General features: G+C 48.3%; 16 protein-coding genes and 2 tRNA genes. 17 read left to right on the top strand and 1 reads right to left on the bottom strand.

Annotated features, from left to right (window positions below):
* The first annotated feature begins 11 nt into the window (after nucleotides 1-11).
* From hisC to BST96_RS01545, 13 genes are all read left to right on the top strand, one after another.
* Entirely contained in the window at nucleotides 12-1,115 is a 1,104-nt protein-coding gene (gene hisC, locus BST96_RS01605; RefSeq protein WP_085757003.1) for a histidinol-phosphate transaminase, read from the top strand.
* A 27-nt stretch (nucleotides 1,116-1,142) separates the two neighbouring features.
* Nucleotides 1,143-2,030 (top strand): prephenate dehydrogenase/arogenate dehydrogenase family protein, encoded by an 888-nt coding sequence (locus BST96_RS01600; protein WP_085757002.1) that lies wholly within the window; start codon nucleotides 1,143-1,145, stop codon nucleotides 2,028-2,030.
* 146 nt (nucleotides 2,031-2,176) lie between these two features.
* Nucleotides 2,177-3,466 (top strand): 3-phosphoshikimate 1-carboxyvinyltransferase, encoded by a 1,290-nt coding sequence (gene aroA / locus BST96_RS01595; protein WP_085757001.1) that lies wholly within the window; start codon nucleotides 2,177-2,179, stop codon nucleotides 3,464-3,466.
* 1 nt (nucleotide 3,467) lies between these two features.
* Nucleotides 3,468-4,154 carry a (d)CMP kinase gene (gene cmk, locus BST96_RS01590; RefSeq protein WP_085760451.1) on the top strand — a complete coding sequence of 229 codons (687 nt, stop codon included), beginning with the start codon at nucleotides 3,468-3,470 and terminating at the stop codon, nucleotides 4,152-4,154.
* A 165-nt stretch (nucleotides 4,155-4,319) separates the two neighbouring features.
* Complete coding sequence (rpsA, locus tag BST96_RS01585) at nucleotides 4,320-5,996, top strand: 30S ribosomal protein S1 (protein ID WP_085757000.1); 1,677 nt, start codon at nucleotides 4,320-4,322, stop codon at nucleotides 5,994-5,996.
* A gap of 146 nt (nucleotides 5,997-6,142) precedes the next feature.
* Nucleotides 6,143-6,436, top strand: coding sequence for an integration host factor subunit beta (gene ihfB, locus BST96_RS01580; RefSeq protein WP_085756999.1), 294 nt, complete (start codon nucleotides 6,143-6,145; stop codon nucleotides 6,434-6,436).
* A 211-nt stretch (nucleotides 6,437-6,647) separates the two neighbouring features.
* Entirely contained in the window at nucleotides 6,648-6,983 is a 336-nt protein-coding gene (locus BST96_RS01575) for a LapA family protein (RefSeq protein WP_085756998.1), read from the top strand.
* Nucleotides 6,984-6,985: 2 nt separating this feature from the next.
* Nucleotides 6,986-8,179: a lipopolysaccharide assembly protein LapB gene (lapB, locus tag BST96_RS01570; protein WP_085756997.1), complete on the top strand. Its 1,194-nt coding sequence runs from the start codon at nucleotides 6,986-6,988 to the stop codon at nucleotides 8,177-8,179.
* A gap of 44 nt (nucleotides 8,180-8,223) precedes the next feature.
* Nucleotides 8,224-8,919, top strand: a complete 696-nt coding sequence (gene pyrF, locus BST96_RS01565) for an orotidine-5'-phosphate decarboxylase (protein ID WP_085756996.1) — start codon at nucleotides 8,224-8,226, stop codon at nucleotides 8,917-8,919.
* A 108-nt stretch (nucleotides 8,920-9,027) separates the two neighbouring features.
* On the top strand, nucleotides 9,028-9,315 hold the full coding sequence (locus tag BST96_RS01560; protein ID WP_085756995.1) for a ComEA family DNA-binding protein: 288 nt from the start codon (nucleotides 9,028-9,030) through the stop codon (nucleotides 9,313-9,315).
* A gap of 150 nt (nucleotides 9,316-9,465) precedes the next feature.
* Complete coding sequence (locus BST96_RS01555) at nucleotides 9,466-10,428, top strand: DHH family phosphoesterase (RefSeq protein WP_085756994.1); 963 nt, start codon at nucleotides 9,466-9,468, stop codon at nucleotides 10,426-10,428.
* A gap of 39 nt (nucleotides 10,429-10,467) precedes the next feature.
* Nucleotides 10,468-12,246 (top strand): SLC13 family permease, encoded by a 1,779-nt coding sequence (locus BST96_RS01550; RefSeq protein WP_085756993.1) that lies wholly within the window; start codon nucleotides 10,468-10,470, stop codon nucleotides 12,244-12,246.
* A 254-nt stretch (nucleotides 12,247-12,500) separates the two neighbouring features.
* A complete protein-coding gene (locus tag BST96_RS01545) occupies nucleotides 12,501-12,683 on the top strand; it encodes a hypothetical protein (RefSeq protein ID WP_085756992.1) in 183 nt (60 codons plus the stop codon).
* A gap of 122 nt (nucleotides 12,684-12,805) precedes the next feature.
* Here BST96_RS01545 and BST96_RS01540 read toward each other — a convergent pair.
* Nucleotides 12,806-12,880 (bottom strand) — tRNA-Asn (locus BST96_RS01540).
* Nucleotides 12,881-13,075: 195 nt separating this feature from the next.
* Between BST96_RS01540 and uvrB the strand changes: the two genes are divergently transcribed.
* From uvrB to aqpZ, 4 genes are all read left to right on the top strand, one after another.
* A complete protein-coding gene (gene uvrB, locus BST96_RS01535) occupies nucleotides 13,076-15,100 on the top strand; it encodes an excinuclease ABC subunit UvrB (protein WP_085756991.1) in 2,025 nt (674 codons plus the stop codon).
* 22 nt (nucleotides 15,101-15,122) lie between these two features.
* Nucleotides 15,123-16,088 carry an aromatic ring-hydroxylating oxygenase subunit alpha gene (locus BST96_RS01530; protein WP_085756990.1) on the top strand — a complete coding sequence of 322 codons (966 nt, stop codon included), beginning with the start codon at nucleotides 15,123-15,125 and terminating at the stop codon, nucleotides 16,086-16,088.
* Between the two features lie 56 nt (nucleotides 16,089-16,144).
* A tRNA-Val gene (locus BST96_RS01525) sits at nucleotides 16,145-16,221 on the top strand.
* 443 nt (nucleotides 16,222-16,664) lie between these two features.
* Entirely contained in the window at nucleotides 16,665-17,366 is a 702-nt protein-coding gene (aqpZ, locus tag BST96_RS01520) for an aquaporin Z (protein WP_085756989.1), read from the top strand.
* Nucleotides 17,367-17,380 lie beyond the last annotated feature (14 nt).

Below are 17,380 nucleotides of genomic sequence, written 5' to 3'. Positions count from 1 at the left end.
GGAGATAACAAGTGAGTTGTGATTATATCGCTTTGGCCAATCAGGGCGTGCAGGGTTTAAGTCCGTATCAGGCGGGCAAGCCGATTGAAGAGTTGCAGCGTGAGCTGGGGCTTAAGCATATCGTGAAGCTGGCCAGCAATGAAAACCCTCTGGGGCCCAGCCCTAACGTATTGGCGGCTGTGGATAAGGCGGCCGCTGAGATTGCCCGTTATCCCGATAGTAATGGTTTTGAGCTTAAGGCGGCCCTGGCGAATAAGTTGGGTGTTGCTGCTGAGCAAATCACCTTGGGCAACGGTTCCAATGATGTATTAGAACTGATTACCCGTGCTTATATAGAGCCGGGAAAATCTGCCGTTTATTCCCAGCACGCTTTTATTGTTTACCCCTTGGCGATTCAAGCCTGTAGCGGCCGTTCGATTGTCACCAAAGCCAAAGACTGGGGGCATGATCTGAATGCTATGGCCGATGCCATTGCTGATGATACCCAGCTGCTTTTTATTGCTAACCCCAACAATCCTACCGGTACCGTGGTTGACGAGGCCTCGCTGGTTAATTTTTTAGATAAGGTGCCAGCCAATGTAGTTGTGGTTTTAGACGAGGCGTATTTTGAATATGTAGAAGCCAGCGATGATGATTCGGTAGATGGTGTGGCGTTGCTTAAGCACTATCCCAATCTGATTGTAACGCGTACTTTTTCCAAGGCTTATGGTTTGGCGGCTTTAAGAGTTGGTTATGCGATTGCGTCCCCTGAAATTACCGATGTGTTAAATCGAGTGCGTGCACCATTTAATGTGAACTCTATGGCTTTGGCGGCTGCACAGGCTGTGTTGGCTGATGATGAGTATTTGCAGCAGGGCAGGCAAGTCAATGCCGAGGGTATGAAGCAGTTGACCCAGGGTTTTGATACGTTGGGATTGACGTATATCCCCTCCGCTGGCAACTTTATCGCGGTTGAGTTTGCAACAGATACTGCTGAGCTTTATCAAAAACTATTAAAGGAAGGTGTTATTGTACGCCCGGTGGGTATTTATGAAATGCCTAATCATCTTCGGGTTTCTATAGGCCTTGAAGCAGAAAACACGGCATTGTTAGATGCCTTAAAGAAAGTTTTATAACAAAAACTAGTTAGGTTTAATCACTCCATGACCATTGCGATTGATCAAATTACTATTTTGGCGGTTGGCTTAATTGGCGGCTCGCTGGCAAAGGCGTTAAAGGCCAATGGCTTTAGCGGCGAAATTGTTGGCTGGGGGCGTCGCGAGGTTTCCTTAAAGAAAGGCCTGGAGCTGGGTGTTATTGATCGCTATAGCCTAGACTTAAATGAAGCAGTTAAAGGTGCTGATTTAATTGTGGTAGCGACACCGACTTTAATTGCAGCGGATATGATTAAGCAGTTAGTGTCGATGGTCGATGAGCACGTTATTATTACTGATGTGGCGAGTGTTAAAGGAAACTTGCTGGTCGCTGCTAAGCAAGCCTTTGGTAAAGTGCCGCCCAATTTGGTGTTGGGTCATCCGATTGCTGGCTCTGAGCAAAGTGGCGTAGATGCTGCGAAGGCAGACCTGTTTGTTAATCACCGTGTGATTCTTACGCCCACTGAAGAAACCAACCCTGATGCCTTGCAAGCTGTAAAATCCCTTTGGGAATCGACTGGCGCTGACCTGGTAGAAATGCCGGTGGATGAGCATGATGAAGTTCTGGCTGCCACCAGCCATTTACCGCATATTCTGGCCTATACCCTGGTTGATGCTCTTGCAGGTAATCCTGAGCAACAAAATATTTTCCGTTTTGCGGCGGGTGGTTTTCGTGACTTTACCCGTATCGCCTCCAGCGACCCAACCATGTGGCATGAGATTTCACTGGCCAACCGCGATGCGCTGTTAAAAATGATTGATACGTTTAGTGATCAATTAGGTGATTTACGTCAGGCGATAGCCGATGGTGATAGTGAAAATATTGTTGCTTCTTTTACCCGGGCTAAATCCGCCAGGGATAAGTTTGCGCAAATGCTTGAAGAGCAACAAAAGTAATCTCTCTGTCTTCCTGCCCTTGAAATTCCATACCCGTAGGGTGGATTGCAATCCACCAACCGCTACCCGGAGTAGGTACAAACGGTGGATTATAATCCACCCTACAATATGCTAATATGCACCCCCTTTTTTTATAGAGCTTATCCATGTCGTCCCTTGAACAACTTGTGCTCCAGCCAATCGCTGGTGTGAATGGTGAAGTGATTATTCCCGGTTCCAAGAGCCTGTCTAACCGTGCCTTGCTGTTAGCCGCGTTGGCTGAGGGTGAAACCCGGATTAAAAACCTGCTGGATTCGGATGATATTCGCCACATGTTAAATGCCCTTGAGCAGCTGGGTGTGGATTATCAGTTGTCTGATGACCGCAGTGTCTGTCTGGTGAAAGGCAAGGGCGGTGCGCTGGTTGCTTCAGGTCGTTATGAGTTGTTTTTGGGTAATGCCGGTACGGCTATGCGGCCTCTAACGGCTGCACTATGTTTAGGTGGCGGCGACTTTACCCTGACCGGTGAGCCTCGTATGTTTGAACGCCCCATTAAGCATTTGGTTGATGCCTTGTTGCCTTTGGGTGCCAATATTGAGTATTTGCAGGCTGCGGGTTATCCGCCTTTGAAAATTACCGGTACCGGCCTGACTGGCGGTGAGATTGCAATTGATGGCAGTATTTCCAGCCAGTTTTTAACCGCCTTATTAATGTCAGCCCCCTTGGCCAGTGAAGATATTACGATCACAGTAAAAGGTGATTTGGTGTCCAAGCCTTATATCGATATTACACTGGACCTAATGGCCAAATTTGGCGTTAGCGTCACCAACAATGATTACCAGAGCTTCTCGGTTACTGGCGGGCAAAGTTATCGCTCACCGGGTGAGATTATGGTGGAGGGAGATGCTTCATCGGCCTCTTACTTTTTAGCTGCGGCTGCAATTAGTGGCGGTACCGTAAGAGTCTATGGTGTTGGCAAAAACTCCGTACAGGGAGATATCCGTTTTGCTGATGTGCTTGCGCAAATGGGTGCCGAGATTAGCTATGGTGAAGACTATATAGAAGCCAGTAAAGCAAAGCTGGATGGGGTCGATGTTGACCTTAACCATATCCCCGATGCGGCAATGACCATTGCCACTACCGCATTATTTGCCAATGGCCCGACCAGAATTCGCAATGTCTATAACTGGCGCGTTAAAGAAACCGACCGTTTAACGGCAATGGCCACCGAGCTAAGAAAAGTAGGCGCTGAAGTGGTAGAGGGGGAGGACTTTATTGAAATCACCCCTCCCGCCAGGATTACGTCTGCGGCGATTGATACCTATGATGATCACCGTGTCGCCATGTGTTTTTCGCTGGCAGCCATGGGTGATGCCGCGATTACCATTAATGACCCAGGCTGCACCGCTAAAACCTTCCCCACCTATTTTGAGTTATTTGGAAAAATCTGTGCCTGATATGAATACCGTACCTGTAGTTACCATCGATGGCCCCAGCGGTTCGGGCAAAGGCACTATTTGCCAGTTATTGGCCAAAGAGCTTGGCTGGCACTTACTGGATAGCGGTGCCTTATACCGGATTGTGGGCTTGGCGGCCGAGCGCAAGGGCGTGCCTTTTGATGATGACGCGGCGCTGGCAGATTTGGCGGCTAATCTCGATGTTGAGTTTCGCCCCGGAGAGCCAGGGGAGCCTTCAGCTGTATTGCTGGATGGCGAGGATATCAGCAATGAAGTGCGCTCTGAAACTACGGGCACATTAGCTTCCTATGTGGCGGTCCATAACCCGGTTCGAGACGCTTTAAAGGGCCTGCAAAGAGGCTTTGCCAAGTCCCCGGGGCTGGTTGCTGATGGCCGTGATATGGGGACGGTGATATTTACCGATGCCCCGGTCAAAATCTACCTGATAGCCTCCGCCGAAGAACGCGCAGAGCGGCGCTATAAGCAGTTGAAAGCCAAGGGGGAAAGTGTTAATCTCGCCGCCCTTTTGAAGGACATCCAATTGCGCGATGAGCGGGATATGAACCGCCCGGTAGCGCCGCTAAAGCCCGCTGACGATGCCATAGTAATCGATAGCACCGGCACAGCGATTGAGGATGTGTTTAAGCAAGTACTGGATAAGGTCAAGAGCACCATCCTAACTGTTTGATTTCAAAAGATTTAACGTTCCATTCGAGGTGAGATTCCAGCTGTCGCTTCGTATGGATTTTTTGTAAATGGCCCATAGGAGCTGGTCCTATGGAGGGTAGATAAAACCCCCCGACTTCCAAAAAGTCAGGTTTTTCTGCCAGCTTATAAATAGGTATATAGAGTAATGGAAAGTTTTGCGGATTTATTTGAAGAAAGTTTAAATACTATCGATATGAAGCCTGGTTCAATTGTAACCGGCGTAGTTATCGATATTGATAGCGATTGGGTAACTGTTCACGCTGGTCTGAAATCAGAAGGCGTTATCCCACGCAGCGAATTTGTTAGTGAGAGCGGTGAGCTTTCATTAGAAGTTGGTGACGAAGTACAGGTTGCGCTAGAAGCGGTTGAAGACGGTTGGGGTGCTACCAAACTGTCCCGCGAAAAAGCCAAGCGCGCTGAAGCCTGGAAAGTACTTGAAGCCGCTTACGCTGGCGAAGAGTCAGTTATCGGTGTTATCAACGGTAAAGTTAAGGGTGGTTTCACCGTTGACGTTAATTCTATCCGCGCATTCTTACCGGGTTCTCTGGTTGATGTACGTCCAGTTCGTGAGACTACTCACCTTGAAGGTAAAGAGCTGGAATTTAAAGTGATTAAGCTAGACCAGAAGCGCAACAACGTTGTTGTTTCTCGTCGTGCTGTTATGGAAGATGCTAACAGTGCCGAGCGTGATGAGTTGCTAGCAACTCTACAGGAAGGTCAGTCTGTTAAGGGTATCGTTAAGAACCTGACTGACTACGGTGCTTTCGTTGATCTAGGCGGTGTAGACGGCCTGTTGCACATCACTGATATGGCTTGGAAGCGTATCAAGCACCCATCAGAAATTGTTAATGTTGGTGACGAAATCGACGTTAAAGTCTTGAAATTTGACCGTGAGCGTAACCGTGTTTCTCTTGGCCTTAAGCAGCTGGGTGAAGATCCTTGGGTTTCTATCACTGGTCGCTATCCAGAAGGTGCCCGTGTACAGGCCACTATCACTAACCTGACTGATTACGGTTGTTTTGCCGAGATCGAAGAAGGTGTTGAAGGTCTGGTTCACGTCTCTGAAATGGATTGGACTAACAAGAACATCCACCCATCCAAGGTTGTTAACCTGGGTGATGAAGTGGAAGTGATGATCCTGGATATCGACGAAGAACGTCGTCGTATCTCTCTGGGTATCAAGCAGTGTATGGAAAATCCATGGGATGCCTTTGGCCGTCAGTTCAACAAAGGCGACAAGATCTCTGGTGCTATCAAGTCTATTACTGACTTCGGTATCTTTATCGGTCTGGACGGTGCTATCGACGGTCTGGTTCACTTGTCTGATATCTCTTGGAACGAGACTGGCGAAGAAGCCGTTCGCAAGTACAAGAAAGGCGACGAGATTGAGACTGTTATCCTGTCTGTAGACCCTGAGCGTGAGAGAATTTCTTTAGGTATCAAGCAGTTAGAAGACGATCCATTCAATGACTACGTGACTGAAAACGATAAGAACAGCATCGTTAAAGGCGTGATCAAAGAAGTTGACGCTAAAGCAGCTATCGTGACTCTGTCTGGCGATATCGAAGGTACTTTGAAAGCCTCTGAAATCAGCCGCGACAAGGTTGAAGATGCTCGCAATGCCCTGAAAGAAGGTGAAGAAGTCGAAGTTAAGATCATCACTGTTGATCGTAAGAATCGTACTATTGCACTGTCTATCAAGGCTAAAGATATGGCTGATGAGAAAGAAGCCATTAAAGCGCATAAAGAATCTGAAGCAGAAGCTGCTGCTCCTGCCACCATTGGTGACCTGATCAAGGCCCAAATGGATGGTAAAGAGTAAGATTCCTAAGTCTGTATTAGTTCACGTTTTGCGCTAAGTTGTTGATGGGGGTGAATTTTTCCCCTATTAATAATTAGCGCATATCGCTATCCGGTGCTACTCTTGTCCTAGTTAGTTAGTCTAGGAATAAGTAACGGGTAGTGGATATGACAAAATCTGAGCTTATAGAGCGCATTGCGTCACGGCAAACTCAGTTGTCCCTTAAGGATGTAGAGTTAGCAGTTAAGACAGTTATCGAGCAAATGTCGCAGACATTGGCGACCGGTGAACGTATAGAAATTCGTGGTTTTGGCAGCTTCTCGCTCCATTACCGGGAGCCACGTCAGGGTCGCAACCCTAAAACAGGCGAAACCGTTGAGTTGAGTGGTAAGTATGTACCTCACTTCAAGCCCGGCAAAGAAATGCGGGAGCGCGTTAACGAGAGTCTGCAGCGAGGTTGACCTGTTCGATATAGTGGCCTTAGTGCCGTATTGCAGAAACTGAATATGAACGGTATGGTCTAGTGATCATGCCGTTTTTTTATGTCTGCTACTTGCAGATAGTAGGGTGGATTAAAATCCACCAAAACACGCCTGTAAACATACTTGTAAGTAGGGTGGATTATAATCCACCCTACAGTGTTATTCGGGGCGGAATTAAGAGGGGTTAAACGTGCGCTCTTTACAGCGTTTATTGGTCGGATGCTTATTAATCGTCGTGCTGGCTTTTGGGGTCTTGTTCTCTATCCAAAATACCGATAAAGCGGCGTTGGACCTACTGATTGTCCAGCTGCCTGAGCAGCGTGTATCGCTTTGGGTGTTACTGGCTTTTGCCGTCGGTGGCATCGCCGGCTTGTTGGTCAGTAGTGCTGCGATTATCCGCCTTAAAAGTCAGGGTCTGTTATTACAGCGTAAGCTGGATAAGCGAGAAAAAGAGCTGGCAAAGCTGCGTACTTCGGATTTTCGAACCCCGGTTACCGTCAAACCTAATAAAGGTAGCAAGAGCTAATTATGGCTGATATCTGGCAATTACTGCTGGTATTTACGGCTATCGCCATCGGTTGGTGGTTGGGGCGGCGTGGCCGTTTGGTTTCGGCCGACGAGGGTGCCCTGCATCACCAATACTACAAAGGCTTAAACTTCCTGATCAATGACCAGCCAGATGGTGCTCTGGATGCCTTTATCGAGGCTCTTGAGGTCAATAGCGAAACCCTTGAAACCCATATCGCTGTCGGCAACCTGATGCGCCGTAAAGGCGAGGTTGAGCGTGCTATTCGTATCCATCAAAACCTGTTGGCAAGGCCAAGTCTGCCAAGGGTTCATTTACATCAGGCGCATTTGGAATTGGCCCGGGATTTTATCAGCGCCGGTTTACTGGACCGTGCTGAGCGCTTATTACATGACCTGATTAAAGAAGCGCCTGAACTCAAAGAAACCGCCATGCGCCACCTACTGGAAATCTACAAGGATGAAAAAGAATGGCAGCAGGCCATTGATGTTGCTGAACAGTTATTGCCAAAGCGCTCGCTATTAAAAGCCGCTGCTCCAGTGGACAAAACCATCACCGCAGCGCTATCTCACTATTGTTGTGAGTTGGCTGAATTATCACTGGTTAAAAATGATTACCATTCTGCCCGCGCCCAGTTAAAAAAAGCGCTGTCCCATGATCGCAACTGCGTTCGTGCATCGCTATTAATAGCGGATATAGAATTTCGTACCGGCCATTATGCCAAGGCGATTAAAAGCCTGCGTAAAGTCAGAGACCAGGACCCGGTATTTATACCGGAAACCATAGAGCTACTAAGATCCAGCTTTGAGCATTTGGGGGATGATGAGGGCTTTTATCGCTATATGATGGAAAGTCTGGATATTTATCCCTCTGCCAGTGTGTTGCTGCATTTAGTCGATGATATTACGGCTAAAAAGGGCGTGGTTGCTGCGGCAGGCTTTTTGGGTCAGGAACTTAAAAAGAGACCCTCTTTACGTGGCTTGGCCAAGTTGGTGGAGTTTCATATCGCTAATAGCTCCGGCCAGTCAAAAGAAAGCCTGGGCATTTTACAGTTATTGATTGAGCAATTAATGCAAAGCAAACCGCAGTATCAATGCCACCACTGTGGTTTTTCCGGCAAGCGCTTGCACTGGATGTGCCCCGGTTGTAAACAATGGGGGCAGGTCAAAGCGATTCGTGGTGCCGAGGGCGATTAAGCGAGCACAAAAACCGAACAACGATTAGAGAGCAGTTAGCAATTATGACAACAACATCCCCTGTTATTGTGGCCATGGATTACTCGGATTTAGCGTCCGTAGAAGCTCTGGCTGACCAACTTGATCCTTCACAGTGTCGCTTAAAAGTGGGCAAAGAATTATTTACTCATTGTGGGCCGCAGGTGGTGCGCAGCATTCAGGACCGTGGTTTTGATGTCTTTCTAGACCTTAAATTTCACGATATTCCCAATACCGTAGCGGGTGCGGTAAAAGCGGCGGCCGATTTGGGGGTCTGGATGGTTAATGTGCATGCCAGTGGTGGCGCAAGAATGATGGAGGCGGCCAAAGAGGCGCTGGTCAACTACTCGTCGGCTCCCTCGCTGATTGCTGTGACGGTTTTAACCAGTATGGAGCAGCAAGATTTACAGGGCATAGGTTTAGACTGCCAGCCTATTGATCAGGTTGTGCGCCTGGCGCGTTTAACCAAAGAGTGCGGTTTGGATGGTGTGGTTTGTTCTGCGCAGGAGACTGATATTTTACGTAAAGAAATCGGCAGTGATTTTCAATTAGTCACGCCGGGTATTCGTCCAGCCAACGCTGAGCAAGGTGATCAGCGTCGGGTAGCTACTCCGAGTTCAGCGATGGCTTCAGGTAGTAGCTATTTAGTGATTGGTCGTCCTATTACTCAGCACGCTGATCCTCTTGCAGCGCTGGCAGCTATTAATCAGGAACTGCATTAAATACGCAGAGGGCTATTGCCAGCTATTTTGGCTGTGTTAATATTCTTCGGGTAAGCGGGATCTTACCCGTTTAATGGACTATTTAACTTACTTACAAGGAGCGTAATCATGCGTATATTCCGTACTATTTTTTTATCCCTGTCATTAGCACTTTCTGGTTTGGTACTGCCTTCTTTGGCGTTTAGTGCAGAGCCGAACCTCCCCGTTAATATCAATACCGCCGATGCTGAAACTTTGTCAGCAGCGCTTAAAGGTGTAGGTACTCGCAAAGCGGAGGCCATTATTGCTTACCGCGAAAGCTACGGGCCTTTTAAGGCACTGGAAGAGTTGACAGCAGTCAAAGGCATTGGTGAATCTTTGCTCAACAAAAACCGGGACTCTATTACTCTGGAGTAATCGGTTCTAACCTTATAGCAATAAACTACTACGACCACCGCTTAGGTGGTCGTATTCCCTCTATTTGTTGATGCCAAAAGCTGCTGCTGTGTTAAGCTAGCACCCATAACAATAAACGGCTTTTTGGCTCTGACTAGTAGGAATTTTACTGTGGCAAATATCGATCTGTTTAATGGCGATGCCGATGGCATTTGCGCCCTCACTCAATTACGCAATGCAGAACCTCTTGAGAGCACCCTGGTCACGGGTGTAAAGCGTGATATCCAGTTGATGGATAAAATAGAAGCCAAGGCCGGTGATAAAATTACCGTGCTGGATATCTCTCTGGATAAAAATCGCGAGGGTTTACATCAGGCCTTAGAGGCCGGTGCAGAAGTCTTCTATGTCGATCACCATTTTGCAGGTGATATTCCTGAGAGTGACAAGCTAACGGCTATTATCAATCCGGCTGCCGATGTGTGTACCAGTATCCTTGTCAATCATCACCTAAACGGGCAGTTTGTTGAGTGGGCTATTACCGGGGCCTTTGGCGATAACCTGAAAAACAGTGCTAACGTTTTGGCCAAGCCGCTGAATTTATCTGAGCAGCAGTTAAGCAGCCTGGAAAATTTGGGGATATATATTAACTACAATGGTTATGGCTCTAACCTTGATGATTTGCATTTCACACCTGAAGAGCTGTATCGCAAGGTCAGTGTTCATGCCAGCCCTTTTGACTTTATCAATGATAGCCGCGAAAGTTTTGAAAAACTGGAGAATGGTTATAACTCCGATATGGCATCAGCCGCCAGCTTAAAGCCGGAATTTGCCAATGACGCCGTTGCTGCCTATATTTTGCCTAATGAAGCCTGGGCGAGACGGGTGAGTGGTGTTTATAGTAACGACCTTGCGAATGGTACGCCCAGTCGTGCCCATGCTGTATTAACCGTTAAGGCTAATGGTAACTATTTAATTAGCGTAAGGGCACCGCTAGACAATAAAACCGGCGCCGATGAATTGTGTCGCAGTTTTGCCACTGGCGGTGGACGTGCAGCGGCAGCAGGGGTGAATGATTTACCCGCAGATGAACTGCAAACTTTTATTGATCGTTTTAATCAGTTTTATGCTGATTAAGATCTAAAACTACCGGCAAGGATAATAACGACCGTGACCATGGCTTTAACTCCAGAGGCATTTCAAACCTTAGCAGTCATCGCTTTTTGTTTTGGTTTATTGGTATTTTCCCGTTATCCCGCCGACGCTATTTTGGTTGCGGGTGTTGCCTTGCTTACCTTACTCAATATTATTACCGCAGAAGAAGCCTTGGTGGGTATGTCCAATGAGGGTATGGCAACCGTGGCGGTATTGTTTGTGGTTGCCCGTGGCCTGGCACAAACCGGTGTAGTGGGGTGGGTGTCTAATAGCTTGTTGGGGCGGCCCAAAAATACCGCCGCTGCCCAGTTGCGATTAATGCTGCCGGTCTCGGCAATGAGTACAGTGCTTAATAACACGCCTGTTGTGGCAATGATGGTGCCCGCCGTGGCTGATTGGGCCAAGCGCAACAATCTTAATGTTTCGCAATTAATGATGCCCCTTAGCTATGCGGCGATTGTCGGTGGTACCTGTACCCTGGTGGGTAGCAGCACCAATCTGGTAATTAACGGTATGCTAACTGCCCACAGTGGTGATACCGGCCTGCGTATGTTTGATCTGGCTTGGGTTGGTGTGCCCTGTGTTATTGTGGTGACTGCCTTTACCATTGCTTTTAGCCGTTGGTTATTACCCCATCGTGGCGAGAAGGATCAGCAGCTGTTTGGTGATGCGCGTGAATATATTGTTGAAATGGAAATTGAGTCCGATAGTCCTTTAGTGGGTAAGAGTATTGAAGAGGCTGGCTTGCGGCAACTGCCTGGTATGTTTCTGGTTGAAATAGATCGTGATGGGCGTTTAATCACTGCAGTTGCCCCCAATGAAATGTTGTTGGCTGGCGACCATTTGATATTTGCGGGTGATGTGCGTTCGGTGGTGGATTTAAAAAATATTCACGGACTAAAAGTTGCTGAGAAACAGGTCTTTAAATTAAATAGTGGTGCCCATACGCGCTGCTTGGTTGAGGTGGTTATTTCCCGTAATTTCCCCCAGCTGGGTAAATCCATTAAAGATATGCGTTTTAGAAATTTATACAGTGCCGCCATTATTGCTGTGGCTCGGGATGGTGAGCGTATCAAAACCAAAATCGGTGATATTTATTTGAAGCCCGGTGATACCTTATTGTTAGAAACCCATGACCGCTTCGTCAACCAGCAACGCTATAGCAAAAACTTTTTACTGGTTAGTGAGATTGAGAACTCTCGCCCAGTCAGGCACGAGCAGCGCAATTTAGCCGCCGCCATTATGCTAGCGATGGTCATATCTGTTGCTGTAGGTTTTTTGAGTATGTTTAAAGCTGCCTTACTTGCAGCAGGTTTAATGATCTTAACTCGCTGCATAAAAGTTCAGGATGCCAGAGAGAGTGTTAACTGGCAGGTTATATTGGTCATTGCCGCTTCTATTGGCCTGGGCGGTGCTCTGGAAAAAACCGGCGCTGCAACAGTAATCGCTGAGACCATGATCGGTTTGACCGCGCATTCACCGGTAGGGGTTTTGATTACCCTGTTTGTATTGACGGCGGCCTTTTCTGCTGTGGTTTCCAATTTGGCGGCAGCGGTACTTATTTTTCCCATTGCCATTGCGGCGAGTCAGCAGCTGGATGTTAATTTACTGCCTTTTGCTGTCACGGTGATGATTGCAGCGTCAGCCTGCTTCGCCACGCCGATTGGCTACCAGACTAATCTGATGGTCTATGGCCCCGGTAATTATCGCTTTGGCGATTTTATGAAAATTGGCCTGCCCTTAACCGTGATGGTGGGTATAACGACCGTATTGGTTGTGCCGATGGTCTGGTCTTTCTAGGTATTGCCCCAGGGGCTATATGCGTTGTCAGCCGGTAATTGGCTGTGCTTATAATAAATTGGCTGGTCAAATCGGTACTTTTGCGGGTGTGTTCGCCCTCAGCAGGGGCTAGACTGTACCTTAAAGCTCACTAATGGCACTATTGGCTGAAGTCATAAGAACCATAAGAAGAGTATATTTCACTGATGTTGTTGTTGGCGTTAATCTCAAGGTGTTTCTGAGCTAACCGCTTAACATGAGTAAAGGAGTCGATGATGATGAACATTAAACAAGTGATGATAGCAATGGTAGCAGCACTACTGGCTGTCTCTGTATCGGCCAGCGAGCCAGCGCCCTCCGTTGATGCTGATGCCAACAAGCATAAGTGTTATATGGAAGACCAACGCAATAGCGAGTTTTGCCAGCGAGTGATGTTCCCGCCAGTGCCATTCCGCTAAGTGTTATTCCTGCTTTAAATGATAAAGGCCGCTGATTAGCGGCCTTTTTTGTGGCTGTCGTTTGAGTGGGGTTAAGCTTGCACCCACAAAAAAGGGCTGCTTAAAAAGCAGCCCTTAAAATTTGGCTCCGGATGTTGGGATCGAACCAACGACCAATTGATTAACAGTCAACTGCTCTACCGCTGAGCTAATCCGGATTTAACGTCAACTTGCGTTAACGAGGCGCGAATATTAAATGGCTAGTAGGGGATCGTCAACCGTTTTTAGGCGCTAAACCCATGAATTTTTTGGTAAAAGCGCACAGTGGTTAAGATTTGAGCGGATCACCCAGATACGGTTGGTGAAGCTGGCTCAGGGTGTAGTAAACTGCTGGTTTTGTCCGGATAGTATTAATGAGCAAGCCCTTTGAAGTTGTCTCCAAATTTGAACCTGCAGGTGACCAGCCTACGGCAATAGCGGGCTTATTAGAGGGGGTTAAAGCCGGCCTGCGGTCCCAGACGCTATTGGGTGTTACAGGCTCAGGTAAGACCTTTACCATCGCCAATGTGGTTGAGGGTATTCAGCGGCCGACTATCGTTATGGCCCCCAATAAAACCCTGGCAGCCCAGCTCTATGGCGAGTTTAAGGAGTTCTTCCCTAAAAATGCCGTTGAGTACTTTGTTTCATACTATGACTACTATCAGCCAGAGGCCTATGTACCGTCCTCAGATACCTTTATTGATAAGGATGCCTCGGTTAACGAACATATTGAGCAAATGCGCCTTTCCGCCACCAAGGCATTGATGGAGCGGGAAGATACCATTGTGGTGGCTACCGTTTCAGCCATCTATGGCCTGGGCGACCCTTCGCAATACCTGAAGATGATGATGCACCTGGACCGTGGTGACCAGGTCGATCAGCGCTATATCCTGCGCCGTCTTGCCGAACTCCAATACACCCGCAACGATATCGACTTTGCTAGAGGCACTTACCGGGTCAGGGGGGATGTGATTGATATCTTCCCGGCGGATGCCGAAAAAGAGGCGGTGCGGGTCGAGTTATTTGATGAAGAAATCGACAACTTATCCACTTTTGACCCATTAACGGGTGAGGTGTTTCGGCGCTTGCCCCGGGTTTCCATCTACCCCAAAAGCCACTATGTCACCTCCAGGGAGACCTTATTGGGGGCGTTGGATGAGATTGAAGAAGAGTTGCGAGGGCGGCTCAAGCAGCTTAGGGATAACAATAAACTGGTAGAAGCTCAGCGATTAGAGCAGCGTACCCGCTATGATCTGGAAATGATCCGGGAGCTGGGTTACTGCAATGGTATCGAAAACTATTCCCGCTATCTGTCGGGCCGTGATAGCGGTGATGCGCCACCAACCCTATTTGATTATTTGCCGGATAATGCCTTGGTAGTCATCGATGAATCCCATGTTGGCGTGCCACAACTAGGGGCTATGTACAAGGGCGACCGTTCACGCAAAGAGACGCTGGTCGAATATGGTTTTCGCCTGCCCTCAGCGTTGGATAATCGCCCCATGCGCTTTGAAGAGTGGGAGCGTATTGTGCCACAGCTGATTTTTGTTTCAGCTACACCAGGCAAATATGAGCAAGAGCATGCGGACCGCGTGGTGGAGCAGGTGGTGCGCCCCACCGGCTTAATAGACCCTGAAATTGAAGTCAGGCCAGCCACTACCCAGGTTGATGATCTGCTCTCTGAGATTCATATCAGGGTAAAGAAAGAAGAGCGGGTCTTGGTAACCACGTTAACCAAACGTATGTCAGAAGACCTGACAGAATATCTGGATGAGCATGGTGTCAAAGTGCGCTATCTGCATTCCGATATCGATACGGTTGAACGAGTAGAAATTATTCGCGACCTGCGCCTGGGTGAGTTTGATGTGCTGGTAGGCATTAACCTGCTACGTGAGGGTTTGGATATGCCGGAGGTGTCATTGGTTGCCATTCTCGACGCCGATAAAGAAGGCTTTTTACGTTCGGACCGCTCGTTGATACAAACCATTGGCCGCGCTGCCCGTAACCTTAATGGTAAAGCCATTCTCTATGCCGATAAAATCACCGGCTCCATGGAGCGTGCTATGGGTGAAACTGAGCGCAGAAGAGAAAAGCAGCTAGCCCATAATAAAGAACATAATATTGTCCCTATCGGGGTTAAGAAAGATATTGCCGATATTATGGAAGGGGCCAGAGCGCCGGGTACACGTTTTGCCCGTAATGCCAAAGGGAAGTTGGTTGCTGAGGCGCCGGCGGATTATCAGGTAGAAGCCGCCGCTATGACGCCCAAGCAATTATCACAGGAAATAAAACGTCTGGAACAAAAAATGTTCGAGCATGCAAAAAATCTGGAATTTGAAGAGGCCGCTAATACCCGGGATAAAATTTCCGGTTTAAAAGCCCAGGCCTTTGTCAGCTAATAATAAACAAGGTAGCCACTCCATGAGTGCTTCACCAACAGCAAAGCAGCAACCCTTATTGGCTGGCCATTGGTATGTTATAGCCAGCCCGCACCAGCTGCGCTCAAAACCGCTAGCTCTTGAGCGCTTTGGTGAAAGGCTGGTGCTATGGCGTCAGCAGTCTGGCCAGATAGTCGCTATGCCTGACCAGTGTGTACATCGAGGTGCGCAGCTAAGCGGCGGTCATATAGACAACGATACGATAGTCTGCCCCTTCCATGGTTTTGCCTACGATGCTTCAGGTCAATGCACTGTGATGCCCTGTGAAGAAAGTTGGCAGATCCCCTCTGGTTTTAAACTGCAAACCTATACTGTCTGTGAAGCCGGGGACTGGATCTGGTTATGGCGTGGCCCGGAGACAGGTTCACTGCCACCGCCGCCGGTTGAGCCCCTATTGGAAGGCTTGGTTTACGGTGAGCTCTGCGACGATTGGAATGCCCATTATACCCGTGCGATAGAAGTACAAATTGATTACGCCCATTTGCCCTTTGTACATAAAAAGTCCATTGGCCGTTTTATGCAGGGCAATAGCTTTGATGTGGGCACCGATCTGAGCAGCGGGACTATCAAATCATGGTTAAATAATCATAAAAAAGGCAGTCAGCAATGGGCCGCTATCCATTACCCCAATACCTGGATTAATAGTGTCGGGGGTAAATTCTATATTCAGGCCGTGTTTATCCCTGTCGCGCAGCAGCGCTGTCACGTTATTATGCGCTTCCATCATCCTGTTAAAATTCCCCTCATTCGGCAACTGGTTTCCTGGTTTGGCACTCAGTTAGGTCGCAAGGTGATCAAAGAAGATCGCCCTGTTGTACAGGGCCAATTTCCTGCCAATAGTGATGATGCTAACGAAAAGCTGACACCGGCTGATGCGGGTATTGTGGGTTACCGCAAGTTGCGCCGTTCTCACCAGGCACAGCTAAAAGCTGAGATAAAACCCCAGTAATACGTTATTGGCGCTTGTGCATAGGCCTTTGTCTCATTATAATCGTCGCCCTCAATACGACCGTAGCTCAGTTGGTTAGAGCACCACCTTGACATGGTGGGGGTCGGTGGTTCGAATCCACTCGGTCGTACCAATTACAAAAATGCCCGCCTTGCGCGGGCATTTTTGTAATTGGCACCACCTCGTGGAAAGAACCACTGTTCGACAAACTGCGCATGCAGTTTGGACGCCCTTCAGGGCGCCCCGAAGGGGTTTAAATAGCCCTTAGGCTATTTAAATCAATCCACTCTTCCAGAATCGCCAGGTATACACTAGAGAAGAGTTCGCCTTGCGCGGGCATTTTTGTAATTGGCACCACCTCGTGGAAAGAACCCCTTTTCCCTTTTTATATCGTACTACCCATCCCTAAAAATAATCATTGCCTAACCCCTCCCAGTAAAGGCACTATAGATCGCGATAGATAATAAAAATACTCAGCGTAGATTAGGCCGTATCCACTTGTCTGGGACAATCATCGCTGCTTTGAGTGTTAGACAGATACTATTTATGTATTTTCACACGATGGAGAAGCAGATAATGACGCTAACTAAAAAATTGGGTGCAGAATTTATTGGTACATTTTGGCTGGTGCTAGGGGGGTGCGGTAGTGCTGTTCTGGCGGCGGCCTTTCCCGATGTGGGTATTGGTCTGCTAGGGGTCTCTCTGGCCTTTGGTCTTACCGTTTTAACCATGGCTTTTGCCATTGGCCATATTTCCGGTTGTCATCTTAATCCCGCTGTTTCTATCGGCCTCTGGTCGGGTGGGCGCTTTTCGGCGGCAGAGCTGGGGCCTTATATTGTTGCTCAGGTTGCCGGTGGTCTTGCGGGGGCTGCAATACTATTTGTTATTGCCAGTGGTCAGGCGGGCTTTGATGCTTCAGCTGGCTTTGCCTCTAATGGCTTTGGTGAGCACTCTCCCGGTGGCTATAGTATGACCGCAGCGCTGGTGACTGAAATTGTGATGACCTTTATGTTTCTGATTATTATTCTGGGTGCCACCGATTCCCGTGCTCCTGCGGGTTTGGCGCCAGTAGCTATCGGTCTCGGGCTTACGCTGATTCACCTAATTAGCATTCCGGTGACCAATACCTCGGTTAACCCGGCGAGAAGTACCGGTGTTGCTATTTTTCAGGGCGATTGGGCCGTTTCTCAATTATGGCTGTTTTGGGTTGCTCCTATTATTGGGGCTATTTTAGCGGGCATTGTCTACCGCTGGCTGGGAGCTGAAGAAGACGCTTAATCAATCACGGCATG

The organism is Oceanicoccus sagamiensis, from assembly GCF_002117105.1.
GTDB classification, from domain to species: Bacteria; Pseudomonadota; Gammaproteobacteria; order Pseudomonadales; family Dasaniaceae; genus Oceanicoccus; species Oceanicoccus sagamiensis.
This window is presented reverse-complemented; position numbering and strand designations above follow the sequence as displayed.

Bases quoted from the DNA above. Each gene is read 5' to 3' on its own strand.
- BST96_RS01530 (WP_085756990.1), top strand. From the start codon at position 15,123: ATGAGTGCTTCACCAACAGCAAAGCAGCAACCCTTATTGGCTGGCCAT.
- rpsA (WP_085757000.1), top strand. From the start codon at position 4,320: ATGGAAAGTTTTGCGGATTTATTTGAAGAAAGTTTAAATACTATCGAT.
- ihfB (WP_085756999.1), top strand. From the start codon at position 6,143: ATGACAAAATCTGAGCTTATAGAGCGCATTGCGTCACGGCAAACTCAG.
- lapB (WP_085756997.1), top strand. From the start codon at position 6,986: ATGGCTGATATCTGGCAATTACTGCTGGTATTTACGGCTATCGCCATC.
- BST96_RS01550 (WP_085756993.1), top strand. From the start codon at position 10,468: ATGGCTTTAACTCCAGAGGCATTTCAAACCTTAGCAGTCATCGCTTTT.
- aroA (WP_085757001.1), top strand. From the start codon at position 2,177: ATGTCGTCCCTTGAACAACTTGTGCTCCAGCCAATCGCTGGTGTGAAT.
- aqpZ (WP_085756989.1), top strand. From the start codon at position 16,665: ATGACGCTAACTAAAAAATTGGGTGCAGAATTTATTGGTACATTTTGG.
- BST96_RS01560 (WP_085756995.1), top strand. From the start codon at position 9,028: ATGCGTATATTCCGTACTATTTTTTTATCCCTGTCATTAGCACTTTCT.
- cmk (WP_085760451.1), top strand. From the start codon at position 3,468: ATGAATACCGTACCTGTAGTTACCATCGATGGCCCCAGCGGTTCGGGC.
- uvrB (WP_085756991.1), top strand. From the start codon at position 13,076: ATGAGCAAGCCCTTTGAAGTTGTCTCCAAATTTGAACCTGCAGGTGAC.
- BST96_RS01600 (WP_085757002.1), top strand. From the start codon at position 1,143: ATGACCATTGCGATTGATCAAATTACTATTTTGGCGGTTGGCTTAATT.
- pyrF (WP_085756996.1), top strand. From the start codon at position 8,224: ATGACAACAACATCCCCTGTTATTGTGGCCATGGATTACTCGGATTTA.
- BST96_RS01545 (WP_085756992.1), top strand. From the start codon at position 12,501: ATGATGAACATTAAACAAGTGATGATAGCAATGGTAGCAGCACTACTG.